Origin of the sequence: Xanthomonas sp. NCPPB 3582, from assembly GCF_041475735.2 — a bacterium.
GTDB classification, from domain to species: domain Bacteria; phylum Pseudomonadota; class Gammaproteobacteria; order Xanthomonadales; family Xanthomonadaceae; genus Xanthomonas; species Xanthomonas codiaei.
Window position 1 is genome coordinate 1,872,084 of record NZ_CM192968.1, and the last position, 21,323, is coordinate 1,893,406.

Annotated in this window: 17 protein-coding genes, 1 other RNA gene and 1 pseudogene; 10 read left to right on the forward strand and 9 right to left on the reverse strand. The window is 66.9% G+C overall.

Translation table 11 applies throughout. The features are described 5' to 3' along the window. Positions 1-53: 53 nt before the first annotated feature. The 5 genes from ACCQ05_RS07920 to ACCQ05_RS07940 all read right to left on the reverse strand — a co-directional run bounded on the left by ACCQ05_RS07920 (position 54) and on the right by ACCQ05_RS07940 (position 6,406). The gene (locus tag ACCQ05_RS07920) at positions 54-1,151 is read right to left on the reverse strand and encodes a M35 family metalloendopeptidase (protein WP_372393455.1); all 1,098 of its coding nucleotides are present in this window, start codon (positions 1,149-1,151) and stop codon (positions 54-56) included. Positions 1,152-2,027: 876 nt separating this feature from the next. Beyond that, entirely contained in the window at positions 2,028-2,903 is an 876-nt protein-coding gene (locus ACCQ05_RS07925) for a polyprenyl synthetase family protein (RefSeq protein WP_372393456.1), read from the reverse strand. Position 2,904: 1 nt separating this feature from the next. Continuing rightward, positions 2,905-3,168 (reverse strand): exodeoxyribonuclease VII small subunit, encoded by a 264-nt coding sequence (locus tag ACCQ05_RS07930; protein WP_104540163.1) that lies wholly within the window; start codon positions 3,166-3,168, stop codon positions 2,905-2,907. 31 nt (positions 3,169-3,199) lie between these two features. Then, positions 3,200-4,501, reverse strand: coding sequence for a tRNA lysidine(34) synthetase TilS (tilS, locus tag ACCQ05_RS07935; RefSeq protein ID WP_372393457.1), 1,302 nt, complete (start codon positions 4,499-4,501; stop codon positions 3,200-3,202). Positions 4,502-4,708: 207 nt separating this feature from the next. Further along, positions 4,709-6,406, reverse strand: coding sequence for an alkaline phosphatase (locus ACCQ05_RS07940; protein ID WP_372393458.1), 1,698 nt, complete (start codon positions 6,404-6,406; stop codon positions 4,709-4,711). A gap of 148 nt (positions 6,407-6,554) precedes the next feature. Between ACCQ05_RS07940 and ACCQ05_RS07945 the strand changes: the two genes are divergently transcribed. The 3 genes from ACCQ05_RS07945 to ACCQ05_RS07955 all read left to right on the forward strand — a co-directional run bounded on the left by ACCQ05_RS07945 (position 6,555) and on the right by ACCQ05_RS07955 (position 9,488). Further along, a complete protein-coding gene (locus ACCQ05_RS07945; RefSeq protein WP_372393459.1) occupies positions 6,555-7,895 on the forward strand; it encodes a dicarboxylate/amino acid:cation symporter in 1,341 nt (446 codons plus the stop codon). A 9-nt stretch (positions 7,896-7,904) separates the two neighbouring features. Continuing rightward, positions 7,905-8,741 carry a class I SAM-dependent methyltransferase gene (locus ACCQ05_RS07950; protein ID WP_372393460.1) on the forward strand — a complete coding sequence of 279 codons (837 nt, stop codon included), beginning with the start codon at positions 7,905-7,907 and terminating at the stop codon, positions 8,739-8,741. Positions 8,742-8,996: 255 nt separating this feature from the next. Continuing rightward, positions 8,997-9,488 (forward strand): acyl-CoA thioesterase, encoded by a 492-nt coding sequence (locus tag ACCQ05_RS07955; protein ID WP_104540169.1) that lies wholly within the window; start codon positions 8,997-8,999, stop codon positions 9,486-9,488. A gap of 233 nt (positions 9,489-9,721) precedes the next feature. On the opposite strand, the gene ACCQ05_RS07960 is transcribed toward ACCQ05_RS07955, so the two are convergent. Beyond that, positions 9,722-10,471: a C40 family peptidase gene (locus tag ACCQ05_RS07960; protein ID WP_104540170.1), complete on the reverse strand. Its 750-nt coding sequence runs from the start codon at positions 10,469-10,471 to the stop codon at positions 9,722-9,724. 109 nt (positions 10,472-10,580) lie between these two features. Next, the gene (locus ACCQ05_RS07965) at positions 10,581-11,123 is read right to left on the reverse strand and encodes a C40 family peptidase (protein WP_372393993.1); all 543 of its coding nucleotides are present in this window, start codon (positions 11,121-11,123) and stop codon (positions 10,581-10,583) included. Between the two features lie 110 nt (positions 11,124-11,233). Between ACCQ05_RS07965 and ACCQ05_RS07970 the strand changes: the two genes are divergently transcribed. From ACCQ05_RS07970 to ACCQ05_RS08000, 7 genes and pseudogenes are all read left to right on the forward strand, one after another. Continuing rightward, positions 11,234-11,713, forward strand: coding sequence for an FKBP-type peptidyl-prolyl cis-trans isomerase (locus tag ACCQ05_RS07970; protein ID WP_228962689.1), 480 nt, complete (start codon positions 11,234-11,236; stop codon positions 11,711-11,713). A 61-nt stretch (positions 11,714-11,774) separates the two neighbouring features. Next, a non-coding RNA gene (locus ACCQ05_RS07975) (sX9 sRNA) lies at positions 11,775-11,849 on the forward strand. 233 nt (positions 11,850-12,082) lie between these two features. After that, entirely contained in the window at positions 12,083-13,327 is a 1,245-nt protein-coding gene (locus ACCQ05_RS07980) for a DUF418 domain-containing protein (RefSeq protein WP_372393461.1), read from the forward strand. 189 nt (positions 13,328-13,516) lie between these two features. Further along, positions 13,517-13,807: pseudogene (locus ACCQ05_RS07985) on the forward strand (FAD-dependent oxidoreductase); the annotation flags it as partial. Next, entirely contained in the window at positions 13,804-15,174 is a 1,371-nt protein-coding gene (gene gorA / locus ACCQ05_RS07990; RefSeq protein WP_228962691.1) for a glutathione-disulfide reductase, read from the forward strand. The pseudogene ACCQ05_RS07985 and the gene gorA, both read left to right, overlap by 4 nt. 337 nt (positions 15,175-15,511) lie before the next feature. Beyond that, complete coding sequence (locus ACCQ05_RS07995; protein WP_372393462.1) at positions 15,512-15,898, forward strand: MGMT family protein; 387 nt, start codon at positions 15,512-15,514, stop codon at positions 15,896-15,898. 40 nt (positions 15,899-15,938) lie between these two features. Beyond that, positions 15,939-16,628, forward strand: a complete 690-nt coding sequence (locus ACCQ05_RS08000; RefSeq protein WP_104540219.1) for a rhomboid family intramembrane serine protease — start codon at positions 15,939-15,941, stop codon at positions 16,626-16,628. Between the two features lie 175 nt (positions 16,629-16,803). Here the strand turns inward: ACCQ05_RS08000 and ACCQ05_RS08005 are convergent, their stop codons facing one another. Continuing rightward, entirely contained in the window at positions 16,804-18,816 is a 2,013-nt protein-coding gene (locus tag ACCQ05_RS08005) for a M13 family metallopeptidase (RefSeq protein ID WP_372393463.1), read from the reverse strand. A gap of 170 nt (positions 18,817-18,986) precedes the next feature. Continuing rightward, complete coding sequence (locus tag ACCQ05_RS08010) at positions 18,987-21,086, reverse strand: M13 family metallopeptidase (RefSeq protein ID WP_372393464.1); 2,100 nt, start codon at positions 21,084-21,086, stop codon at positions 18,987-18,989. Positions 21,087-21,323 lie beyond the last annotated feature (237 nt).

A 21,323-nucleotide genomic window follows, 5' to 3' on the forward strand; every position in this document is an offset into this window, starting at 1 on the left:
ATACAAAGGCCCGGCAGCAATGCCGGGCCTTTGTCGTTTCAACGCCTGTGCACTCAGTTCTGCGCCGGAGTGTTTTCGGCGAAGTACTCGTGGCTGTCGGCATTGATGATGGCCTGGGCCGGATTGGTGCGGGCCAGGTTGCGCGCGCCGCTCTGGCCGTAGACCACGTCGTCGGTGCCTGCCACCACGGTGAAGTGGCTGGTTTCGTGCACCAGCGTGCCGGCCTTGGAGTCGGTACCGGTCGTGGCCGCACTCCAGAACGCGTTGCACACGTGGATCTCGTACGGCTGGTTCGGATAGACGTAGGCGAAGGCATCGGCCAGATCCGCCTCGCAGCTGCAGTTGATCGTCAGCTGGCCGTTGTTCTGGTCCAGTGCGTTGTCGATGTTGACGAAGTTGGAGCTGACCCGGCTATAGCGCGAGGCGTTGTAGGCACCGAACCAGGTGGTGTAGCGCGCGCCGGTGCTGCCGGCATTGAGATAGTTGCGTGCGTTCTGCGAATAGTTGCGTGCGGCAGTGACGGCGCTGGCGGCCTGGTTGGTGCGGGTGGTGCTGCAGTTGAGGTAGTTGATGCCGTTGACCACGGCGGTCGGGCCAATGGCCAGCTGGCGCTGCACGCCGCGATTGACGCCGTCCAGCCAGACGGTGAGCGGGGTGCTGGTGGCCACGGCCGGCTGACCGTTGGCGGCCTTCATCAGGCTACCGTCCGACAGCGAGGCGTACTGCAGCGACGAGCGCACCTGGATGGTGTAGTTGCCGCTGGTGGACAGGTCGTAGGCGCCGGCGAGATCGACCTGGCCCTTGACGCTCTGGCCCGGCTGCAGAATGGTGAAATCCGCGGCCTTCGGCAGGCCACGCTTGACCAGGCGTCCGGTGTACTTCACCGGCGCGCCGTCACGGCTGACTTCCAGGATGCCGTTGTCCAGCGACTTCAGCGGTAATTGATAGGTCGGCACGCGGGCGATCTGGCTGCCGTTGTTGGTGACCGTGACGGCGATCTTGCCCTGGTGTCGACCGGCCTGGTCGGCCACTGGCGACAGTTCGATGGTCAACGGAACCGGGCCGCGCAACGACTGCGCCTGCGCCGAACCGAGCACGCCAACGACGGCGAGCGTGCCTGCTGCAAACGATGCAAGAAAAACATTCTTCACCAGTGACTCTCCTTGGTCGGGGGACGCCCGCGAGCGCGGGCGATCCAAACCTAGGCAGAGCGAGCGGGCGCGACAAGTCGTTCAATTAGCGATATTTCTGAATGTCGTGCATCGGTTATGCCTGCTGATACATCACCGATGCATATAATTCAGCAATAAAGCGTGCCGGAGGTCATGAAATGGGCTCGGTCATGTGTCGCCGGCTGACACAAACGCTGGCGACCAATGTGTCGTTTTGTGACCAGGCTCGCCTGTTGCATGAATGAACCCAGGTGATGGACCGTGCGGTGGCGCACGGAATGCGCAAAGGTGTCGTGTAACGCGAACTTGGGGGTGCATGCGGCACACGCTGTCCATGCGCTGGCAGCCTGGCATTGCCGTGAGCTGGCACGGAGCCATGCATTGGATTGGATGCAGCCACACGGCATGAGTACCGGGCAACGGCGGGCCGAGGTGCGCTGGGGCGTCTGGCATACCGCGTACGGCGACGTTTTCGGCCTCGGACTCCCGGCACGTGCAATCGCGGCCGGAATCAGGCGCTCAATCCGCTTTGGATGCAGCGATGGTCGTCAGTCCTGGCCTGTTTGCATGCGCACCCGGGCGGTAGGCGAAGGTGGGAGCGGCTGTCGGTGAGTGTGGGAAGGGCCGGGAAGCGTGACCTACGAATGCACGGCATGAGATCCAGGCAACGGCTGCCCCGCATGTCAGGAACTGGCGTCTTTGTCTGTTGCGCATGCAGCCATTCCCAACCCCTCTGCGCGACCAACCGACAACAGACCGGCGCAGCCGCGATTCGGAATCGGCATGTGTCGCTCAGCACTGCGCCCTTGCACCGTCAAGCGCCTGGCAGCCGCTCACACGCTCGGTCAGCCGCGCCTAGTGCGCGCGGTCCACCGCAAACCGGCCCAGGGTCGCCAGGGTCTCACCGGGCGGACCGTAGGGCTGCAGCACGTCGTGCATGCGTGTCGCCAGCTCGGCCAGCTTGGCCTTGGCACCGTCCATGCCGAGCAGGGCGGGGTAGGTGGATTTGGCTTGCGCGGCATCCTTGCCTGCGGTCTTGCCCAACTGCGCCGAACTCGATTCCACGTCCAGGATGTCGTCGCGGACCTGGAACGCCAGCCCCAGCGCATCGGCGAAGTCGTCCAGGCGCTGCTGGTCGGCCGGCGTAGCCGCACCGCTCAGCGCGCCCATGCGCACCGCCGCGCGGATCAGCGCGCCGGTCTTGAGCGTATGCATGCGTTGCAGTTCGTGCAGGGATTGCACCTGGCCGGTGGCGTCGATATCCAGCGCCTGGCCGCCGCACATGCCGGCGGCGCCCGCGGCGGTAGCCAGACTCTGCAACCAGCCGACCCGCAGCTCGGCGCCCACCGGTGCCATGGCCAGCAGTTCGAACGCACGGGCCTGCAGGGCGTCGCCGGCCAGGATCGCGGTGGCTTCGTCGAAGGCGATGTGCACGGTGGGCTGGCCGCGGCGCAGGGCATCGTCGTCCATGGCCGGCAAGTCGTCGTGCACCAGCGAATAGGCGTGGATCAGTTCCACCGCCACCGCAGGCGTATCCAGCAGGTCTTCCGCAGCGCCGAACAGTGCGCCGCTGGCGTACACCAGCAGCGGCCGCATGCGCTTGCCACCGCCCAGCACCGCATGCCGCATCGCCGCGTGCAAACGCTGCGGCGGTAGCGTTGCCATGGGCAGGCAGGCATCCAGATTGCGCTCGGTGCGAGCGATCCAGTGGTCGAACACGCTGGACCTCACCTCAGCCGCCGTCCTGTGCGGGCGGTTCGAAGGGTTCGGCGAGCTCGGGACGTGCGGGGTCGGTCAGCATGCGCACGCGCAGTTCGGCGTGTTCCAGCGCCTGTTGGCAATCGCGGTACAAGCCGATGCCGCGTTCGTAGGCGCTGAGCGACTGCTCCAGGCTCAGGTCGCCGACCTCCATTTTCTGCACCAGTTGCTCGAGCTCTTCCAGCGACTGTTCGAAGCGGGCAACCGGGGACGTTTCGTTCAAGGACTTCTTGGCCATCGTGGAAGTGTGCGGGGCGCAGCCAGGGCGGTCAATTCGCCTGGCTGCTTGCCTGCCAGTGCAGGCTGGCGTGGTTGTCCTGCAGCCAGGCGTGCAGGGCGCCCGAAACGATGCGATCGCCGGCGGCCAGCACTTGCGCACCGTCGCACAGGATGGGCAGGCGCTCGCGTTGCCACGGCGGCAGGTCCGAGGCCTGCAGCAGGTGCTTGAGCCGATGCGAGTGACTGCGCTGGGGCAGCACGATGCGCTCGCCGCCGTGACGGGCGCGCACCAGCAACGGGTGGGCGAAGCGCAGCGCTTGCGGCGCGTGCAGGGCCAGCGTTGCACCATCGGGCAGTTGCAAGGGCCGGGCGCCGTCCCAGTAAGCGGACCACTGTGCTGGCCACGTGGCCGTGGGGCGGAGCAGATACAGACACTGGCGCCAGCGTCGCACCTGGACTTGCTGCCAAGCGAAGCAGGCCTGGCGGTCGGGCGCGGGGAGGTCGATCTCCCGCAGCAACGCTGCCACGCCTTGCGCAGGGAGCGGCGGCGCGCCCGCCGCGTTCGCCCAGGCGCGCAACAGGCGCGGCTGTCGTGCGGTGGGCTGCGCCGCGAGCAACTGCAGATCCAGCGCGCCACGTCGGGTGAGCAGGGCGGGCAGCAGCGCCAGATCATCGTGCAGCAGCAGGTCGCCGGCGTCGGCGCTCAGCTGCGCGCTGCGTGCCAGGGCCTCGCTGGCCTGCGGCCACCGGTGCTGCAGCAACGGCAGGATGTGGGTGCGCAGGAAATTACGGTCGTAACGCGGATCGGCGTTGCTGGGATCGTCGATCCACTGCAGGCCATGTTCGTATGCGTAGGTCTGCAGCTGGTCGCGTGCGTGCGCCAGCAACGGGCGCCACAAGGTACCGGCGGCGAATGGCCGCTGCGCGCGCATGGCCGCCAGCCCATCCGGGCCGGAGGCACGCAGGGCGCGCAGCAGGAAGGTCTCGGCCTGATCGTCGCGATGATGCGCCAGTGCCAGCCATTGGCCGCATGCAAGGGCGTCGGCAAAGGCGGCGTGGCGCGCCTGGCGGGCGGCCGCTTCCAGCCCCAGGCCGCTGTCGCGTGCGACCTGCACGTGCACGATCTGCAGCGGGACGTCCAACGCTTGGCAGGTCCGCCGGCAGTGCGCCGCCCAGACATCGGCATCGGCGTGCAGGCCATGATGCACGTGCAGCGCGCGCAGGCCGTGGTCGCGATACGCCTGCAAGGCGGCCAGCGCATGCAGCAGCACCGTCGAGTCCATGCCGCCGCTATAGGCGATGAGTACCGGGCCGGGGGGTGTGACAGGCAGCAGTGACAACGTGGCAGTCATCAAGGCCTCGTGCTGCGCAAGGATCCCATGGTGCAGACGACACGCGGCCGGCCGGCGATCGATTGCATCCCGCGGGCTGACTGAGTCCGCACACCCGCCTTGCAACGACGTGCACCGATGGCGTGCCGGCCGCCGCCAATGGCCAAGCACCGATCCGCCCATCGCGCGGCGCGCGCGCCTGTCCGTTGCCGCACTCCGGCCGGCATCTCAGCGCCTGCCCGCCGCCTCGAACGTGGCCGGCTTGGGCAGTTCCACCGGTACCCCGGCGGCATCGCAGGTGCCGGCCCTGCACAGGCGTTCGCGCAGCCGCGGGGTGGCCTGCACGATCACGTGGTAGATCACGTTCTCCTCCAGCGTGCCGCGGAACGCGGCGCTGCCCGGGCCGGTGGCCCAGATGCCGACGTCTTCGCCGCCGTGGGTTTCGGACTTGGTCGCCACCAATGCTTCCTGCATGTAGCCGGGCGCTTCGGTGTCGACATGGGTCAGGTCCGGGCGGCCTGCAGCCGGCTCGCTGCTGCTGGGTTCATGCGGGTATTTCTTGGAGCCGGCCGGCTGCGCGTTGCTGGCGCCGGTGTAGCCGGGGCCATTGGCGTAACTGAGCGTGGTGTAGGGCTGGCCGGCCATGTCGGTGGCCAGCTGGGTGCGGTCGCCTTCCTCGCCACCGGTGCCGCGCACCTTGCCCAGGATCGGGTTGCCGCGCACCGGATAGCCCACGAAATTGAGCGTGTGCGAATGGTCGGCGGTGACGATGATCAAGGTGTCCGGCGGTGCGGTCTGCACGGCAGTGCGTACCGCATCGGACAGCGACACCGTTTCGTCCAGCGCGCGATACGCGTTGCCGGCGTGGTTGGCGTGGTCGATGCGTCCACCTTCGACCATCAGCACGAAGCCGTTGGGGTCGCGCGACAGCGACTGGATGGCGGTGCGGGTCATCTCGGTCAGGCTGGGCTCGCCCTGCGGTGTGGGGTTGCGGTCGTGGTCGAACTGCATGTGGTCCGGTTCGAACAGCCCCAGCAATGCCGGTGCGCCGGCTGCGGCCTGCAGCTGCTGCTGGTTCCACACATAGGCGCCCTGCGGGTGCGCCTGCTTCCACTCGGCGACCAGATCGCGCCCGTCCAGGCGCAGGCCGACCTTGTCGTCGTACTCGGGGTCGCGCTCCTGCACGGTCTGGAACTGGCTACGGCCGCCGCCCAGCACCACCTGCGGGCCGCGGCCGTAGCGTGCGGTGGACAGCAGCTGCTGGGCGATGTCCTGGCAGCCGGCAGTGCGCGCGGTCTCGGGCAGGTCGGTGTCGTTTTCCCAGTTGCGCTCTGGCGAGTGCGCGTAGGTGGCCGCGGGGGTGGCATGAGTGATACGGGTGGTGGTGACGATACCGGTGGCCATGCCGGCGCTATCGGCCAGCTGCAACCAGCTCAGCAGGCCCTTGTTCAAGCTGTCGGCGCAGTCGCTGCGGCTGCCGCTGCTGACGCCGATCGCGCCCATGTGCGACTTCACGCCAGTGGTGATGGAGGTCATGGTGCCGGCCGAATCGGGGGTCTGCGAATCGGTGTTGTAGGTCTTGCTGAAGGCGGTGGCGGGGAACTGTTCCCACGACAGCAGATTCTCTTCGCCCGGGCCGCCCTTGCGCTGGCCATCCAGGATGCGCGCGGCCGCCACCGTGGTCAGGCTCATGCCATCGCCCAGGAACAGGATCACATTGCGTGCCTTGCCGGCCATCGCGCCGTTGCCGGCCGCACGCGCCGCGCCGGAGCGGTACCACCACTGCGGGGTCTCGCCGGCTGGATGCGTCACCGGCGGCACGTCCACCTTGATCGCAGCAGGTGCGGAGGCGGTAGTGCCGGAGGAGGCGCAGGCGGCCACGCACAGCGTGGTCAGGGTGGCGAGGACGGGCAGGCGGTAACGCATCGGGTTCGAACTCGTGACTGAATCAGTGCGCATTATGCCGGCCCGCGTCCGTCGCACAGATGACACGCCGCTGTTCCAGTCCTGGCCTCGCGGGCAAGGCGCCCCTGCGATAAGGTGCATGCACTCTCCCCCCGGATGATTCGACGACATGAGACTGGTTGCGGCCTGGTTGCGCATTCCGTTCTGGCAGCGCGTGGTGGCCGGCTTCGTCCTGGGCGCGCTGGCTGGCTGGGCCATGGGGCCGGCGGCCGAGGTGTGGTTCGGTCCCCTGGGCGATCTGTACGTCACCTTGATCAAGATGATCGCCGTGCCGCTGGTGTTCTTCGCGGTGATCAATGCGATCTCCTCGCTGCACGGGCAGAAGTCGGTGGCGGCGCTGGGCGGGCGCACCTTCGTGTGGTTCGTGATCACCGCGGCCTTGGCCGTTGGCGTGGGGCTGGCGGTGGGCACGCTGCTGCAGCCGGGCGCCGGCCACTTCAATCTGAGCGTGGACTCCAGCTGGAAACCGCGCGATGTGCCCAGCCCGATCAAGGTGCTGCTGGACGTGGTGCCGTCCAATCCGTTCTACGCGCTGACCGGCATCGGCACCAAGAGCAATGCCGCCGGCGAAACCGTGCTGGCGGCCGGGCGCGGCTCGATCCTGCCGGTGATCTTCTTCGCCGCACTGTTGGGCTTTGCGATGGTCAAGCTCGGCGAGCGCGTGGCCGATGCCCGCAAGCTCACCGCGCAGATGAGCGACATCATGATCCAGGTCACGCGCTTCGTGCTGGAGATGACCCCGCTCGGCACCTTCGGCCTGATCGCCGGCCTGGTCGGCAGCTATGGCTTCCAGAAGCTGCTGCCGTTCGGCAGTTTCGTATTGGCGCTGTACCTGGCCTGCGCCATCCACATCGTGGTGGTCTACAGCAGCCTGTTGCTGGTGCATGGGCTGAATCCGTGGAAGTTCTTCCGCGGCGCGGCGCCGGGCATGCAGGTGGCCTTCGTCAGCTCGTCGAGCTTTGCCGCGATGCCCGTGGCGATGCGTTCGATCACGCATAACCTGGGCGTGAGCAAGGACTACGCCGCGTTCGCGGTGCCGCTGGGCGCCAGCATCAAGATGGATGGCTGCGGGGCGATCTTCCCGGCGCTGTGCGCGGTGTTCATCGCCCAATACACCGGCGTGCCGTTGACCGCCAATCAATATTTCGTGGTGCTGATCGCCTCGGTGCTGGGCAGCTTCGGCACCGCCGGCGTGCCGGGTACGGCAGTGATCATGGCCACGGTAGTGCTGAGCGCGGCCAACCTGCCGCTGGAAGTGATCGGGTACCTGTACGCGATCGATCGCGTGCTCGACATGATGCGCACCATGACCAACGTGACCGGGCAGATGCTGGTGCCGGTACTGGTGGCCAAGGAAACCGGCCTGCTCGACAAGACCGTTTACGACGCCGCTTCCACCAATGTGGGGCTGGAAGATCCGCCTGCGGACAGCGCCAAGCCGCTTCGCTGAGCGCGGCCGATGACGGTTGGATTTCCCGTGCTGCGCGAGCGCCTGGCGCAAGTGAACGAGCTGGAGATGGTCGACGGCGTGTTCGTGCAGCGCAGCCTGGCTGCGGATCCGTTCGAGGACCGCTACCTGCAGGTGCGGCGGCAGGAAGGCCGGGTGTATACCGATGCCCAGGTCCGCAGCCTGCCGCATCCGGGCGGCACATTGGGTGCCAGCCTCGAATGGCAAGTGCGCGCGCTGTCCAGCGCGTTGCTGGTGCAGCACCTGCGCACGCAGGCGGGCGAGGGCGCCATCCTGGAACTGGGCTGTGGCAACGGCTGGCTGTCGCACCTGCTGGCACGGGCGCTGCAACGCGATGTCTGCGGCGTCGACGTCAACCGCACCGAGCTCGCCCAGGCCGCACGCGTGTTCGGCCACGAGCAACGTGTCAGTTTCGTCGCCGCCGATATCCAGACCGTGGCGCTGTCACGCGACGCATTCGATGTGATCGTGGTGCCTGCCTGCATCCAGTACTTCCCGGATCCGGCCGCCCTGATACGTCACCTGCTCGCCCAGCTACGCGATGACGGCGAACTGCATATTCTCGACAGCCCCCTGTATGCGGATCGACAGCGCGCCGCCGAGAGCGCCGCGCGCAGCCTGCGCTATTTCACCGGGCTGGGTGTGCCGGCGTTGGCCGGGCAGTACCACCAGCACACCTACGCCACCTTCGACCCATTCCAGGTGCACTGGCTGTTCGATCCGCGCCGGCCCGCCGCGCGACTTGGGCGATTGCTCAGACGGCGACAGCCGCACTTTCCCTGGCTATGTCTTCGCAAGCAGGACAACGTGGGCGCTGTCGCCCGCTGATCGTGGCGCGCCCCGGCCGACCGTCCCTCCGTGGTCTGTGGCACGGCGCCGCTGAAGATCCTGGCCCAAGCGGGCAGCGATGGAAGCGCGTTATCGGTCCGACTGTCTGCAGGGCAGATCGCGCGCGAGCCGCGATCTGCAATGTCCGCCGCGAGCTGTTCTTCGACCGACGCAGCCGCATTGCGCATCGACGCGTAGGCGAGCCGGGGTGCACATGGCACACTTTCCAGCCCATCAACCTGGTGAGAGCGTGCAGTGATTGGCCAACAGCGTGATCTGACATTTCGTTTCCTGGCCGAGCCCAGCGACGTCAATTTCGGCGGCAAGGTGCACGGCGGGGTGGTGATGAAATGGATCGACCAGGTCGGCTTTGCCGCGGCCAGCGGCTGGAGCGGGCATTACTGCGTGACCGTGGCGGTGGGCGGTATCCGCTTCGTGGCGCCGGTGCGTATCGGCGATCTGGTCGCGGTGTCGGCCAAGCTGGTCTACACCGGGCGCAGCAGCATGCATTTCGCCATCGACGTGCGCGCGCGCAGCCCGATGGGCGGCGACTCGCGCCTGTGCACCCACTGCATCATCGTGTTCGTGGCGATGGATCCGGACGGGGTCACGCCGGTGGAAGTGCCTTCCTGGCGGCCGGATACGCCCGAAGATCAGCGCCTGGCCGAGTACGCGCTCAAGGTGATGGAGCTGAGCAAGGGCATCGAGGACACCATGGCCCATTACAAGGCCGATGCCTCGGGTTGATCGATAGGTTGCGGGGCTGGCGATGCTCTGGCCGGCGGCAGCCGAGCGATGGATGCATCGCTCGACTGCCTGGCCCGCTTTGCTCTACTGGCAGGGGGCGCCAGCGATGGCAGAGGGCGTTGCCACATGGCAGTCACATGACCGATGTCGCGCCTGCATTGCGCCGCGCAACGCATAAAAAAGGCCGCGGGAGTGCCGCGGCCTTCTATCGTCGACGCAGAGCGCTCGGGACGTTACAGCACCCGGCGCGCCTGGATGAACTTCTCGCTCCAGTAGCCGCTGGCGAGCGAATCCACGCGCACGTCCTTGCCGCGGCTGGGCGCATGCAGGAACTTGCCGTCGCCGACCACCAGGCCGACATGATCGATGCGGCCGCGCTTGCCGAAGAACACCAGGTCGCCAGCCTTCAGCGCGTTCGGGTCCTTGATCAGTTCGGCCGATTCGTCGCGGGCGATGTCACGCGAGACGCGTGGCAGGTCGATGCCCAGCGCGGTCTTGAACACATAGCCGACCAGGCCGCTGCAGTCGAAGCCTTCGGTGGATTCGCCACCCCAGACGTACGGGGTGCCAAGCAGGGCCATGGCACGCTGCAGGATCACCTGCACGCGGCTATCGGCCACGGCGTTCTGGGCAGCGTTGGCTGCGCTCTGCGACACGTCGTAGTTGGCGAGCAGGCGGCTGAGGTCGCCGGCGAACATCGCCGAACGGTCCATCAACGGAATGGCGTCGTTGGCAGCAAGGTGCGGAAGCAGGGCTGCCAGGGTAGCGGTGGCAGCGGCGTCGGCGCGGCTGCGGGTAGCGGCTTTCTCGGCGGCGACGGCGCTGTCTGGCGTGGTCGTCTGCGGAGCGGATGGGGCGCTGTTGGCGGTTTGCGCCAGAGCGGGCAGTGCGGCAATCCAGAGGGCGGTGGCGCAAAGCAGGCGGAGCGGTTTCCGGAGCGGAAGCGGGGCGGCGCCAGGGTTGATCTGTTCGTCGTTCGTCACGCGGGAATCACAATTCTGCTGTCGATGCGGGATGATGCCCTGGTGAACGAATCGTTACGTTCAAAAAAAGTTAACTTTCCGTTTTATGACTTGTGATTTGCGTCACAGTTCAGTGCAAAACCCGCTTCGAACCTGAATAATGGTCACGCCAGTAAGCTCCGTCGAGAAAATCCAAGCGGACCGTACCGCCAGTGGTCGGGGCGTGCACGAAGCGGCCTTCCCCCACATAAATTCCGACGTGGGTCACGCTGCCACCGGAGCCGAAAAAGACCAGGTCGCCGGTTGCCAGCTTCTCGGGTGAAATCCGCGGTCCCTGGATGGCGGCAAGGTCGCGCGAGGTGCGCGGCAGCGACAGCGCCAGCACGTCCTTGTAGACGTAGGTGACCAATCCGCTGCAGTCGAAACCGGTGTCCGGCGTGTTGCCGCCGTAGCGGTAGGGCGTGCCGACCAAGCCAAGGGCACGCATCAGGATGTCGTTGGCGGCGGCCGGGTTGGCCGGCGTCACCTGCGGCCACACCCGCGCCGACGGCGGCGGAGCGGACGGACGTCGCACCTGCGGCTTTGACGAACAGCCGCCCAGCAGGAGCAGGCCCAGCAGCAGACAGGCCGTCGCGCGGTGCGTGCGAGCGGCGAAAACTGGCGTGATATGCATGGAGCCGGGATAATGGGCGGTTCGGAAGGTCGCCATGATGGCGGCGCACCCGGCGGCCGACAAGCCGTCCTTCACCCTCTGCCACCGGGCAGCCTCATCCAGAGCCACGCATGAAGATCGAAAAAGACAGCGTCGTCCGCTTCCACTACACCGTTTCGGAGATCGGCCAGGAGCCGATCGAAAGCTCCAAGGAGCGCGATCCGTTGGCGATCCTGATCGGCCACGGCAACATCATTCCCGGCCTGGAAGCGGCCATGATGGACAAGCAAGCCGGCGAAAGCTTCGGCGTCGACGTCAAGGCTGCCGAGGCCTATGGCGAATACCGCGAAGGCCTGAGCCAGCGCGTGCCCAAGAAGCACTTTGGTGCCACCAAGCTGGTGCCGGGCACGCAGGTGGTGCTGCAGACCAATTTCGGCCCGCGCGCGGTCACCGTGCAGAAGGTCGGCATGAGCGTGGTCGACGTCGACCTCAATCATCCGATGGCCGGCAAGGACCTGCATTTCGATGTGGAGATCATCGAAGTGCGCGAGGCCTCGCAGGAAGAGCGCGACCACGGGCATGTCCACGGCGACGGCGGACATCACCACTGACAGCGGCCGCCAAAGCGACTGCGCAGCCGCCAGGCGGGCGTGGCCGGTGTCCGGAATCGGCAGGTGCCCTCGTTCACACTGGTTCCGCCGCGCCGCCGGCACCCACCTGGCGACTGTTGACGACGTCTTGTCAGCTTTCCCGAACACCGCGAACAGCACGCCTGCGCCACCATGCGTGGGCGACGGCGGCTGGTCCGGTTCGGCCGGTGCCACGCCTGCATCCAGGCGCCCAGGCTTGGCCGATGCCCGCTGCTTGCTGCGCAACGCCCGATTGACGCGCTCGATAAGGGCCGTGTCCCCGACGGCCCGCCATTCGGCGGGCCGTCTGCATTGTGCGCGGCCACCGTGCGCCCTGATGTCTGAGCTGCGATGACGCCACGCGACCTGCTGTTACCCACTGCCGCACACGAACGCATCGCCGTGCTGGATGTGCTGCGCGGGTTTGCGCTGCTCGGCATCCTGCTGATGAATATCGAAGCCTTCGTCGGCCCGCTCGACCTGGCCATCAGCGGCGTGGAGCCGCACTGGCACGGCGCCGACCGCCTGGCCGATGCGCTGGTCTACTTCTTCGTGCAGGGCAAGTTCTACACCTTGTTTTCGCTGTTGTTCGGCATGGGCTTTGCGGTGATGGCGCAGCGTGCCGAACAGGCCAGGCGCGGTTTCTACGGAATGTATCTGCGCCGCACCGCCGGCTTGCTGGCGATCGGCCTGGTCCACGCGCTGCTGTTGTGGTCCGGCGACATCCTGGTGACCTACGCGCTGTTGGCGGTAGTGCTGCTGAGCACGCGCAGCGCACCGGTGGCGGCATTGCCATGGCTGGCCGCGCTGGTCTACGCCGGCGCGCCTGCATTGGCGTTGGTGTCCGGTCTCGTCAGTGCGATGTTGCAGGCCGACCCGGCATCGGCGGCGGAGTGGAAGGCCGCCATGGCCGACGTGGCGCAGCAGAGCGTGGCCAACGTGCAGGCGCAACGCGCCGCATTCGGCAGCGGCAGCTATCTGCAGGCCACCGCGCAGCGCTGGCAGGATCTGCGCCATGCACTGAGCGGGCTCAGCATCAACGGCCCGGCCATGCTCGGCATGTTTCTGCTGGGCGGCTGGTTCGTGCGCAGCGGTGCGATCGCCGCGCCCGACCGCTTCCCGCGCCTGTTCCGCGTATTGCGCTACGGCGCCTTGCCGTTGGGATTGGGGGTGATGCTGCTGAGTTACGCGCTGGCGCCGTGGATGGACCCGGCGGACCTGGGCATGCGGGTGTGCGCGGCCTTCGCGCTGGCACTGGTTGCAGGGCCGTTGATGAGTCTCGGCTACGCGGCGTGGGTGATCCGTTTCGCATCGCATCTGGACTGGCTTGCGCCTGCCGGGCGCATGGCCTTGAGCAACTACCTGCTGCAGTCGCTGCTGTGCACCTGGATTTTCTACGGCTACGGGTTGGGCTATTTCGAACAGCTGCCGCGCGTGTGGCAGCTGCCGTTCGCGGTGGGGTTGTTCGCCGTGCAGGTGGTGGTGAGCCGGTGGTGGTTGCGTTGGTTCCGCTTCGGGCCGGTGGAATGGCTGTGGCGCAGCGCAACCTATCTGCGGGTTCCGCCGATGTGGCGCGGCCAGGCGCGTAGCCAGTAGCGGCTGGCGGGCGCGAGAACGTGGCGGTGATCGGTGCCGGTGGAAGTGGGCCGGCGGTGCGTGTCCTTGCTGCGCTTTGTGCACCGGTGAGTGCGTGCGACTGGCAGTCCAGCGCGCAGGCGTGCGGCGTTGCTGCGCGATAGGCGCCAGCGCCTGGAGGACCAGGCGGCGCGCTTCCTGCCATGACGCCAGCTCACTGTCACGCGCCTGGCGGCGCTGGAGCGTGCGGCGGACACGTACCTGCACGTGCCCTGCGAGCTGGTGGTGATCGGGCGTCGGCAAGGGTGGCGGCCGACGACCTGGAACGATGCACCGGTGCTGGGCGCGATAGTGGGCCGTCCTCACGTCTGGCTCGCAGCCGGACATGGCATGCTCGGAATCGGCAAGAGCACTGCAAGCGGACAACTGATGACCGATCTGATCACCGGCCGCGCACCTGCGCTGCATCCGCATCGCGACCGGGCGGGGCGTGAGGCATGAGTGCGCGTTACGACTACGACGTGCTGGTTCTGGGGGGCGGCTCCGGCGGTCTGGCCGCAGGATTTCGTGCCGCCAGGCATGGCGCACGAGTGGCGATCATGGAGCCTGGCGAGCTTGGCGGCACCTGCGTCAATCTCGGATGCGTGCCGAAAAAAGCCATGTGGCTGGCGGCTGACCTGGCCGGCAAGATCGAACTGGCCAGCGCCCTCGGCTTCGACGTGCCGCGGCCGACACTGGCGTGGGAGGAGCTGGTCACGCACCGGCAAGGCTATATCGCCAACATCCACGCCAGTTATCGGCGTCGCCTCAACGAAGACGGCGTGGTGCTGATTCCGCAGCGCGGCGTCCTGCAGGACCGCCATACCGTGATGGGCGGCGATGGCATCGCAGTGACCGCCGAGCACATCGTGATCGCAACCGGCGCGCATCCCGTGCGCCCGGACGTGGACGGTGCCGAACACGGCGAGGTATCGGACGATTTCTTCAATCTCTGCCATGCACCGGCGCAGGTGGCGATCATCGGCGGTGGTTACATCGCGGTGGAAATCGCCGGCCTGCTGCAGGCGCTTGGCAGCCGTGTGCATCTCTACGTGCAGGGCGAGCGCTTGCTGGAGCGCTTCGACGCCGAGCTCACCCTGCAGTTGGCCGACAATCTGCGCCACCTGGGCGTGCGCCTGCACTTCGGGTTCACCACCACCGGCCTGGAACGCGATGCGCAGGGCGGGTTGCGTGTGCACGGCCATCCGCTGCACCCCCGCGAGCAGGGCAACGACGTTTTCGACAAGGTGTTCTTCGCCGTGGGCCGGCGCGGCAATACCGCTGGCCTGGGGCTAGAGGCAGTCGGCGTGAGAGTGGGCGACAAGGGCGAGGTACTGGTGGACGATGCGCAGACCACCAACGTGCCCACGATCCACGCGATCGGCGATGTGGCGGGCAAGGTCGGGCTGACGCCGGTGGCGATCGCGGCAGGGCGCAAGTTGATGGATCGGCTGTTCGGCAATCAGCCCGATGCGCGCATGGATTACGAGAACGTACCGAGCGTGGTGTTTTCGCATCCGCCGCTCGGCCACGTGGGATTGACCGAAGAGCAGGCGCGCGCACGTTACACCGGTGCGGTGCGCGTGTACCGCAGCAATTTCCGTCCGATGCTGCATGCGCTGGCCGACGCTCCGCAGCGCAGCCTGTTCAAGCTGGTCTGTGTGGGCGACGAAGAGCGCGTGGTCGGTGTGCACCTGCTGGGCGAAAGCGCCGACGAGATGCTGCAAGGGTTTGCGGTGGCGGTGAAGATGGGCGCCACCAAGCGCGACTTCGACGAGACGGTGGCCATCCATCCCACCTCGTCCGAAGAGATCGTGTTGATGCATTGAGTGGGTGTGGACGGTAGCGGGGAATCAAAGCCCCTTTCCCTGCGGGAGGGATAAGGGGCTCGAACGACACCCCTTCTCCCTGCGGGACATTGTCCTCCTTCATGGGGAGAAGGTGCCCCGAAGGGGCAGATGAGGGTACGGGCGCAGCCTCGTGTCCTTTCCACCCTGGGCAGCTTCGCCGCCACTTACCCTCACCCCCAACCCTCTCCCGAGTGGAGAAGGGCTTGCAGTTCTTCCATTGCGAGGCTTGTCACCTCCCTTCGCGCGGAAGGATTCGATACGCACACCCATGCCCGTCAGCTGGCATGCTTGCGCGATGTCTACCTCTCACCGTTCAATGCCGCCCCCACCTGCCAGCCCGGCCAGGCGAGCCGCCTCCAAGGGAGAGGCACTGTCCGGTGAGCAGGCGCGGCTGCGCATCCTCGAGGTGATCTGCGCGATTCCCGCAGGCGAGGTCGCCGGATACGGGGAAGTCGCCCGGCGCGCCGGCCTGCCGGGCCGTGCGCGGTTGGTGGCGCGCGTACTCAGCGGCAACGAGGACCCGCAGCTGCCCTGGCACCGCGTATTGCGCAGCGATGGGCGGATCGCGCTGCCCGAAGGCTCGGCAGGCTATCGCGAGCAATGCCAGCGCCTGCGTGCCGAAGGCGTGCAGGTGATGCAGGGGCGGGTGCGGCGCGCCACGGCCGCGCAACGGCTGGATGCGGCCGTGTGGGGGCCTTCATAAGCCTGCCGCTATCATGGGCAGCCTTCCGAAGGATGCCGCCATGCCTCAATTGCCGCCCGTCACCAAAGCATTGTTGATCGCCAACATCGGCCTGTTCCTGTTGCAATGGGCTGTGGGCGACCTGGGCGCTGGCGTTCTGCCATCCGATAGCGTCCTGTCATGGCTGATGCTGTGGCCGCTGTCCAATGGCTTCGACGCGTTCTCGCCGGGCGCCAGCTTCATGCCCTGGCAGTTGTTGACCTACGCGTTTTTGCATGGTGGCTTCAATCATCTGTTCTTCAACATGCTGGCGCTTTTCATGTTCGGTGCGCCATTGGAGCAGACCTGGGGCCAGAAGCGCTTTCTGACCTACTACCTGGTGAGCGTGGCCGGCGCCGGTGTGTGTCAGTTGCTGATGGCCTGGTTCACCCAGAGCGGTGCGCCGGTGGTCGGAGCATCCGGTGGCGTGTTCGGTCTGCTGCTGGCCTACGGCATGCTGTTCCCCAATCAGCGCGTGATGCTGCTATTTCCGCCGATTCCGATGAAGGCACGCACCTTCGTCATCGTGTTCGGTGCGATCGAATTGTTCCTGGGCGCAACCGGCTGGCAGCCGGGCGTGGCGCATTTCGCGCACCTGGGCGGCATGCTGTTCGGCTGGCTGATGATCCGCTACTGGCGCGGCCAGCCGCCGTTCGGTGGTGGCAAGGGCGGCCGTAAGGGGCGCAAGCCGCCGCTGCGCGTGGTGCGCTGAGCGAAGCGGCACGCTGCCGGAATCCACATAACCCCGTAAGAGCGGCCCAGACCGCGATGGGGCTCTACCGGTGGTGCCTGTCGCGGCCGGGGCCGCTCCTACGGAATTTCGCCGGCGGTGGACACAAAAAAAAGCGCGGATTCCGCGCTCTTTCTGTTGCCACCTGCGAGATGGATCAGCGCCAGATCTTGATCTGCTCCGCATCCACGCGCTGCATCGGCTGGCCGGCCTTGCAACTGAAGGCCGCACCGAATTCCGGCAGGTTGGACAGCGGGCCGTTGGTGCGCCACTGGCCGGGTGCGCGGATGTCGGCGCTGGCGCGCTGCACCGCTTCATTCGGCGACAGCTGCTGCGCCCACAGGCCGGCCCAGGCGGTGAAGAATGCCTGCTTGTCGGCCTCGGTGGCCGCCGGCTGCGCCTTGCTGAAGGCCTGCCAGGCCAGTTCGACGCCGGCCAGGTCGGCCAGGTTCTCTTCGGCCGTCTGGGTGCCATTGACCTTGGCATTGGGCACGCCCGGGTACGGGTAGGCAGCGAACTGGTTGGCCACCTTGCCGGTCAGCTGGGTCCACAGTGCCTTCTCGGCCGGGGTCCACCAGTTGCGCAGTTCGCCCTTGGCATCGACCAGCGCGCCCTTGGCATCGATGGCACGGGTGAGTTCGTGCGCCACCAGTGCGCCGTAGGCGCCGTATTGGGCGGCCGGGGTGCTGCCGGCTCCCAGCACCGGGGCCTGCAGGACCGCGGCGGTGACGATCAGCCGGTTCTGCGCGATGTCGTAGGCCACGGCGGGCTGCTGCGGCAGCGCGTCCCAGCGCCGGTCGGCATTGCCCTTGCCGATGCGCTTCATTTCCTCGCGGTGACGCCAGGTCGAGGCGATCAGCATGTTGCCGCCGAAGCTGCCGCGGCCCATCGGCTGCACGGTGTAGTCCAGATCGCGGCGCGGCGCGCCGACTTCGATCTTGGTCGCGGCCAGCTTGGCCTTGGCTTCGGCAACCGCCTGGCCATTGCCCCAGCCGGTGCGGTCCAGCGCGGCCAGCTGCGCATCGCGCACCTGGTCGGCGATGGCCTCGGCCTGGCGGCGGGTGTCGCTGCTCAGGTAACGCGCCACGTACTCGCGGCCGAGCATCGGGCCGGCAGCCACGTTGATCGCGTCCAGCACCTGCTGCCAGCGTTGCGGCGGCACCGCGTCGCCACGCAACAAACGGCCGCGGAACTGGTATTCGGCATCGTGGAAGCTCTTGGACAGGTACGGCGCCATGGCATCGCCCACGCGCCAGCGCAAGTAGGCCTTCCACTGTTCCGGCTTGATGCTGACGATCATGCTGTCCAGCTGCTTGAACATGGCCGGGTCGGCCATGGACACCAGGTCGTCCTTGACGCCCTGCGCTTCCAGGAAGTCGGCCAGGCGCAGGTTCTTGTACTGCTTGGTCAGCTCCTTGGTGGCGATCGGGGCGTAGTTGTTGAACGGGTTGTTGATGCCCTGCACCGACTGCGCGCTACGTGCCAGTGCGGTTTCGATCTGCAGCACCGAAGCGGCGTCGGCGTCGAGCTTGTCGGCGGCGGTGCCGGTGAGCGCCAGGATCTGCTTGACGTAGGCGCGGTAGCGGCCCATCAGCGCCTGGGTGTCGGCATCGGTGCGGGTGTAGAAGGCCGGGTCGGGCAGGCCCATGCCGCCCTGCATGAAGTAGCCGATATGACGGTCCAGCGCCTTGAGGTCCACGTCCGGGCCGAAGTTGAAGCCGACCGGGATGCCCACCTGGTGCAGCGCAGCGATCGAGGCAGGCACGTCCTTGGCTTTCTTGATCGCGTCGATGCGCGAGAGCAGCGGCGCGATCGGATTGGAGCCGTCCTTTTCGACGCCTGCTTCGTCCAGGCCGCTGGCCCAGAAATCGCCCAGCAGTTTCTGCACATTACCCTGCGGCGTTTTCATCGCGGCGTCCAGCAACTCGCGTTGCTGCTGCAGCGCTCGGTCGGACAGCTGGCCCAGTGCAGTTACCGCACCGGTCTGCGGCACCGGGTTGGCCTTCAGCCAGCTGGCATTGGCGTAGTCGTAGAAGTTGGTGCAGGCGGCGGACACGGCCGGCGCCTTGGGGGCGGCCTTCTTCTTGCGAGCGGCGTCGGCGTCGGGGGCGGACAGCAGCGCGATCAGGCTGAAGCCAAGAGCGAGGGCAAGCGGGCGAATGGTGGGCATCGAGAAGAAGGGTGGCCAGAGTAAAGTCGGCGGAGTTTAGCAAGGCCGGAGGCTGCGCAGGCAGGCCGCAACGCCCGCTCGTCCGTGTCGCGCGCCGTCGGCATGAACGCGACAGGCCCGCGGATGCGGGCCTGTGCGGACAGCGCGTTGGTGGAAGCGCTTGCAGCCGCTTACCAGATCACCACGCGGTCCTTGTCCGGGCGCACCATCGCATCGCCTGCCTTGCAGGAGAATGCCTGGGCGAACTGCGGCATGTTGGAGGGCGAGGCATTGGCACGCAGGTGATCGGGCGCATGCGGGTCGCTGGCCAGATAGACCAGTTGCTGCTGCTTGCGCACCTGCCCGCGCCAGCTCAATGCGAAGCTCAGGAAAAAGCGTTGATCCGGGCTGTAGCCGTCGATGGTGACGGCCTGCTCCGGATGCGCACGCAATGCGCTCTGCAGGGCGTCGTAGGCGACATTGATGCCGCCCAGGTCTGCGATGTTTTCGCCCAGGGTGAGCTTGCCATTGACGTGCAGGTCGGGGCGGTCGGGCAGTGGGGTATAGGCATCGAACTGTTTGACCAGTGCTTCGGCCCGCTGCTCGAAGGCCTTGCGATCCTGCGGCGTCCACCAGTTGACGTTGTTGCCTGCGCCATCGAACTGGCTGCCCTGATCGTCGAAGCCATGCGTGGCTTCATGCCCGATGACGGCTCCGATGCTGCCGTAGTTCAGCGCATCGTCGGCCTTGGCGTCGAAGAACGGCGGTTGCAGGATGCCTGCCGGAAAGTTGATGGAGTTGGTGCTGGGGTCGTAATAGGCGTTGACGGTCTGTGGCGTCATCATCCAACGCGTACGGTCGGTGGGCTTGCCGATCTGAGCGATGTCGTAGCGATAGTTGAACTTGGACGCCGCCTGCAGATTGCGGTAGTACGCGCCGGGAACGATCTCCAGCCCGGACCAGTCGCGCCAGGTGTCGGGGTAGCCGATCTTGGGAAGGAAGGTTTCCCACTTGGCGAGCGCCTTGGCCCTGGTTTGCGCGCTCATCCAATCGACATTCTCGATACGCGCCTTGAGCGCAGCGCGGATGTTGTCGACCAGTTCGCCGGCGCGCTGTTTGGCCTCGGGCGTAAAGACCTTGGCCACGTAGAGCTGGCCCAGGCCTTCGCCCATGCTGCTGTTGACGCTATGCAGCACACGCTTCCAGCGTGGCTGTTGTTCCGGTTGGCCGGACAAGGTCTTGCCGTAGAACGCGAAGTTGTTGTCGACGAAGACCTTGCTGAGCTGTTTGGATGCGTCGTCGATGGTATGAAAGCGCAGATAGGCCTGCCATTGCGCGATCGGGGCGCTGGCGAGCTGGCGGTCGAATTCTGCGAAGAAGCGCGGCTGCGATAGCGAGAAGCCGGAACCTGCGTCCACGCCCTGGGCGGCGAAGAACCGCGTCCAGGAAAAGTGCGGCGTCAGCTTGTCCGCCTCGGCCAGGCTGACGAAGTGGTACTGATTCTGTGGCTTGCGTGCATCGACCCGGCTCAATGATGCGGCCGCCAGACGCGTTTCCAGCGCAAGCACATCGTTGGCTTGCGCCAGCGCTGCGTCCTTGGCGCTGCCGGTGAGTTCGAACGACTTGGCGATGTAGTCCAGATACGCCGCACGGATGGGCGCGTACTCGGCGGCGCTGTAGTACTCCTTGGTCGGCAATCCCAGGCCGGCCTCGGTGGCGAAGGCGATCTGCATGTCCGCCTTGCGGAAGTCTGCGCCGGCGCCGAAGTTGAAGACCTGCCCGTCGCCTTCGACGTAGCGGCTGGTGATGTACTCGGCCACCTGCTGGCCGGAGCTCAGTGCGGCGATGGCCTGCAGTTGCGGCCGGATCGGTTGATCCCCCGCGGCCTCGATTGCGGCTTCGTCCATGCCCGCCGCGTACAGCATGCCGATCTTGCTGGCTACCGGATCGGTGTGTGCGCCGGCCTGTTTGGCTGCGTTCTCGACAAGCTCGCGCTGCGTGAGCAGGCTTTGTTCCACCAGCACGTCGCTGACGCCCCAGCTGACGCGATCTGCCGGAATAGGATTGGCCTTGCGCCATTTTTCGTTGACGAAGTCATCCAGGTCCTGGCACGCGCTGGTGGACGCATCCAACGCGCTGACGTCCAGCGTCGGCACCGCCGCCGCCTGCGCGTGCGGCGCTGCGGCCGGCGTGGTCGCTTGCTTGGGGGCGTGGCTCTCATTGGCGGGCTTGCAGCCGGCCAGAGCGACCAGCAGGGCCAGGGCGAGGGTGGAGGTCTTGAGCGGCGGCATGCGGATCGCTTCGATGAAAGAGCCAGGAGCATAAGCGTGCGCCACCGTGGCGGGGCGCGGGTTGAGATTTATTGAGACTTATCGGTCGCTGCGCGGCGACCTGCGTGGCGTGATCGGCACTGTTGAGGCTTTGGACGCCACCGACGTGTTTCATGGGTGCGGCGCTACGGGCGCGCAGGAACTACCGGGCGTGGCGCACGGCACCTAGAGCCGCTAGCAAAACGACTGCGCGGCCGC

Excerpts from the sequence above, each read along its gene's own strand:
- ACCQ05_RS07930 (WP_104540163.1), bottom strand. The coding sequence starts at position 3,168 with ATGGCCAAGAAGTCCTTGAACGAAACGTCCCCGGTTGCCCGCTTCGAA.
- tilS (WP_372393457.1), bottom strand. The coding sequence starts at position 4,501 with ATGACTGCCACGTTGTCACTGCTGCCTGTCACACCCCCCGGCCCGGTA.
- ACCQ05_RS07940 (WP_372393458.1), bottom strand. The coding sequence starts at position 6,406 with ATGCGTTACCGCCTGCCCGTCCTCGCCACCCTGACCACGCTGTGCGTG.
- ACCQ05_RS07945 (WP_372393459.1), top strand. The coding sequence starts at position 6,555 with ATGAGACTGGTTGCGGCCTGGTTGCGCATTCCGTTCTGGCAGCGCGTG.
- ACCQ05_RS07950 (WP_372393460.1), top strand. The coding sequence starts at position 7,905 with ATGACGGTTGGATTTCCCGTGCTGCGCGAGCGCCTGGCGCAAGTGAAC.
- ACCQ05_RS07965 (WP_372393993.1), bottom strand. The coding sequence starts at position 11,123 with ATGCATATCACGCCAGTTTTCGCCGCTCGCACGCACCGCGCGACGGCC.
- ACCQ05_RS07970 (WP_228962689.1), top strand. The coding sequence starts at position 11,234 with ATGAAGATCGAAAAAGACAGCGTCGTCCGCTTCCACTACACCGTTTCG.
- ACCQ05_RS07980 (WP_372393461.1), top strand. The coding sequence starts at position 12,083 with ATGACGCCACGCGACCTGCTGTTACCCACTGCCGCACACGAACGCATC.
- gorA (WP_228962691.1), top strand. The coding sequence starts at position 13,804 with ATGAGTGCGCGTTACGACTACGACGTGCTGGTTCTGGGGGGCGGCTCC.
- ACCQ05_RS07995 (WP_372393462.1), top strand. The coding sequence starts at position 15,512 with ATGCCGCCCCCACCTGCCAGCCCGGCCAGGCGAGCCGCCTCCAAGGGA.
- ACCQ05_RS08000 (WP_104540219.1), top strand. The coding sequence starts at position 15,939 with ATGCCTCAATTGCCGCCCGTCACCAAAGCATTGTTGATCGCCAACATC.
- ACCQ05_RS08005 (WP_372393463.1), bottom strand. The coding sequence starts at position 18,816 with ATGCCCACCATTCGCCCGCTTGCCCTCGCTCTTGGCTTCAGCCTGATC.
- ACCQ05_RS08010 (WP_372393464.1), bottom strand. The coding sequence starts at position 21,086 with ATGCCGCCGCTCAAGACCTCCACCCTCGCCCTGGCCCTGCTGGTCGCT.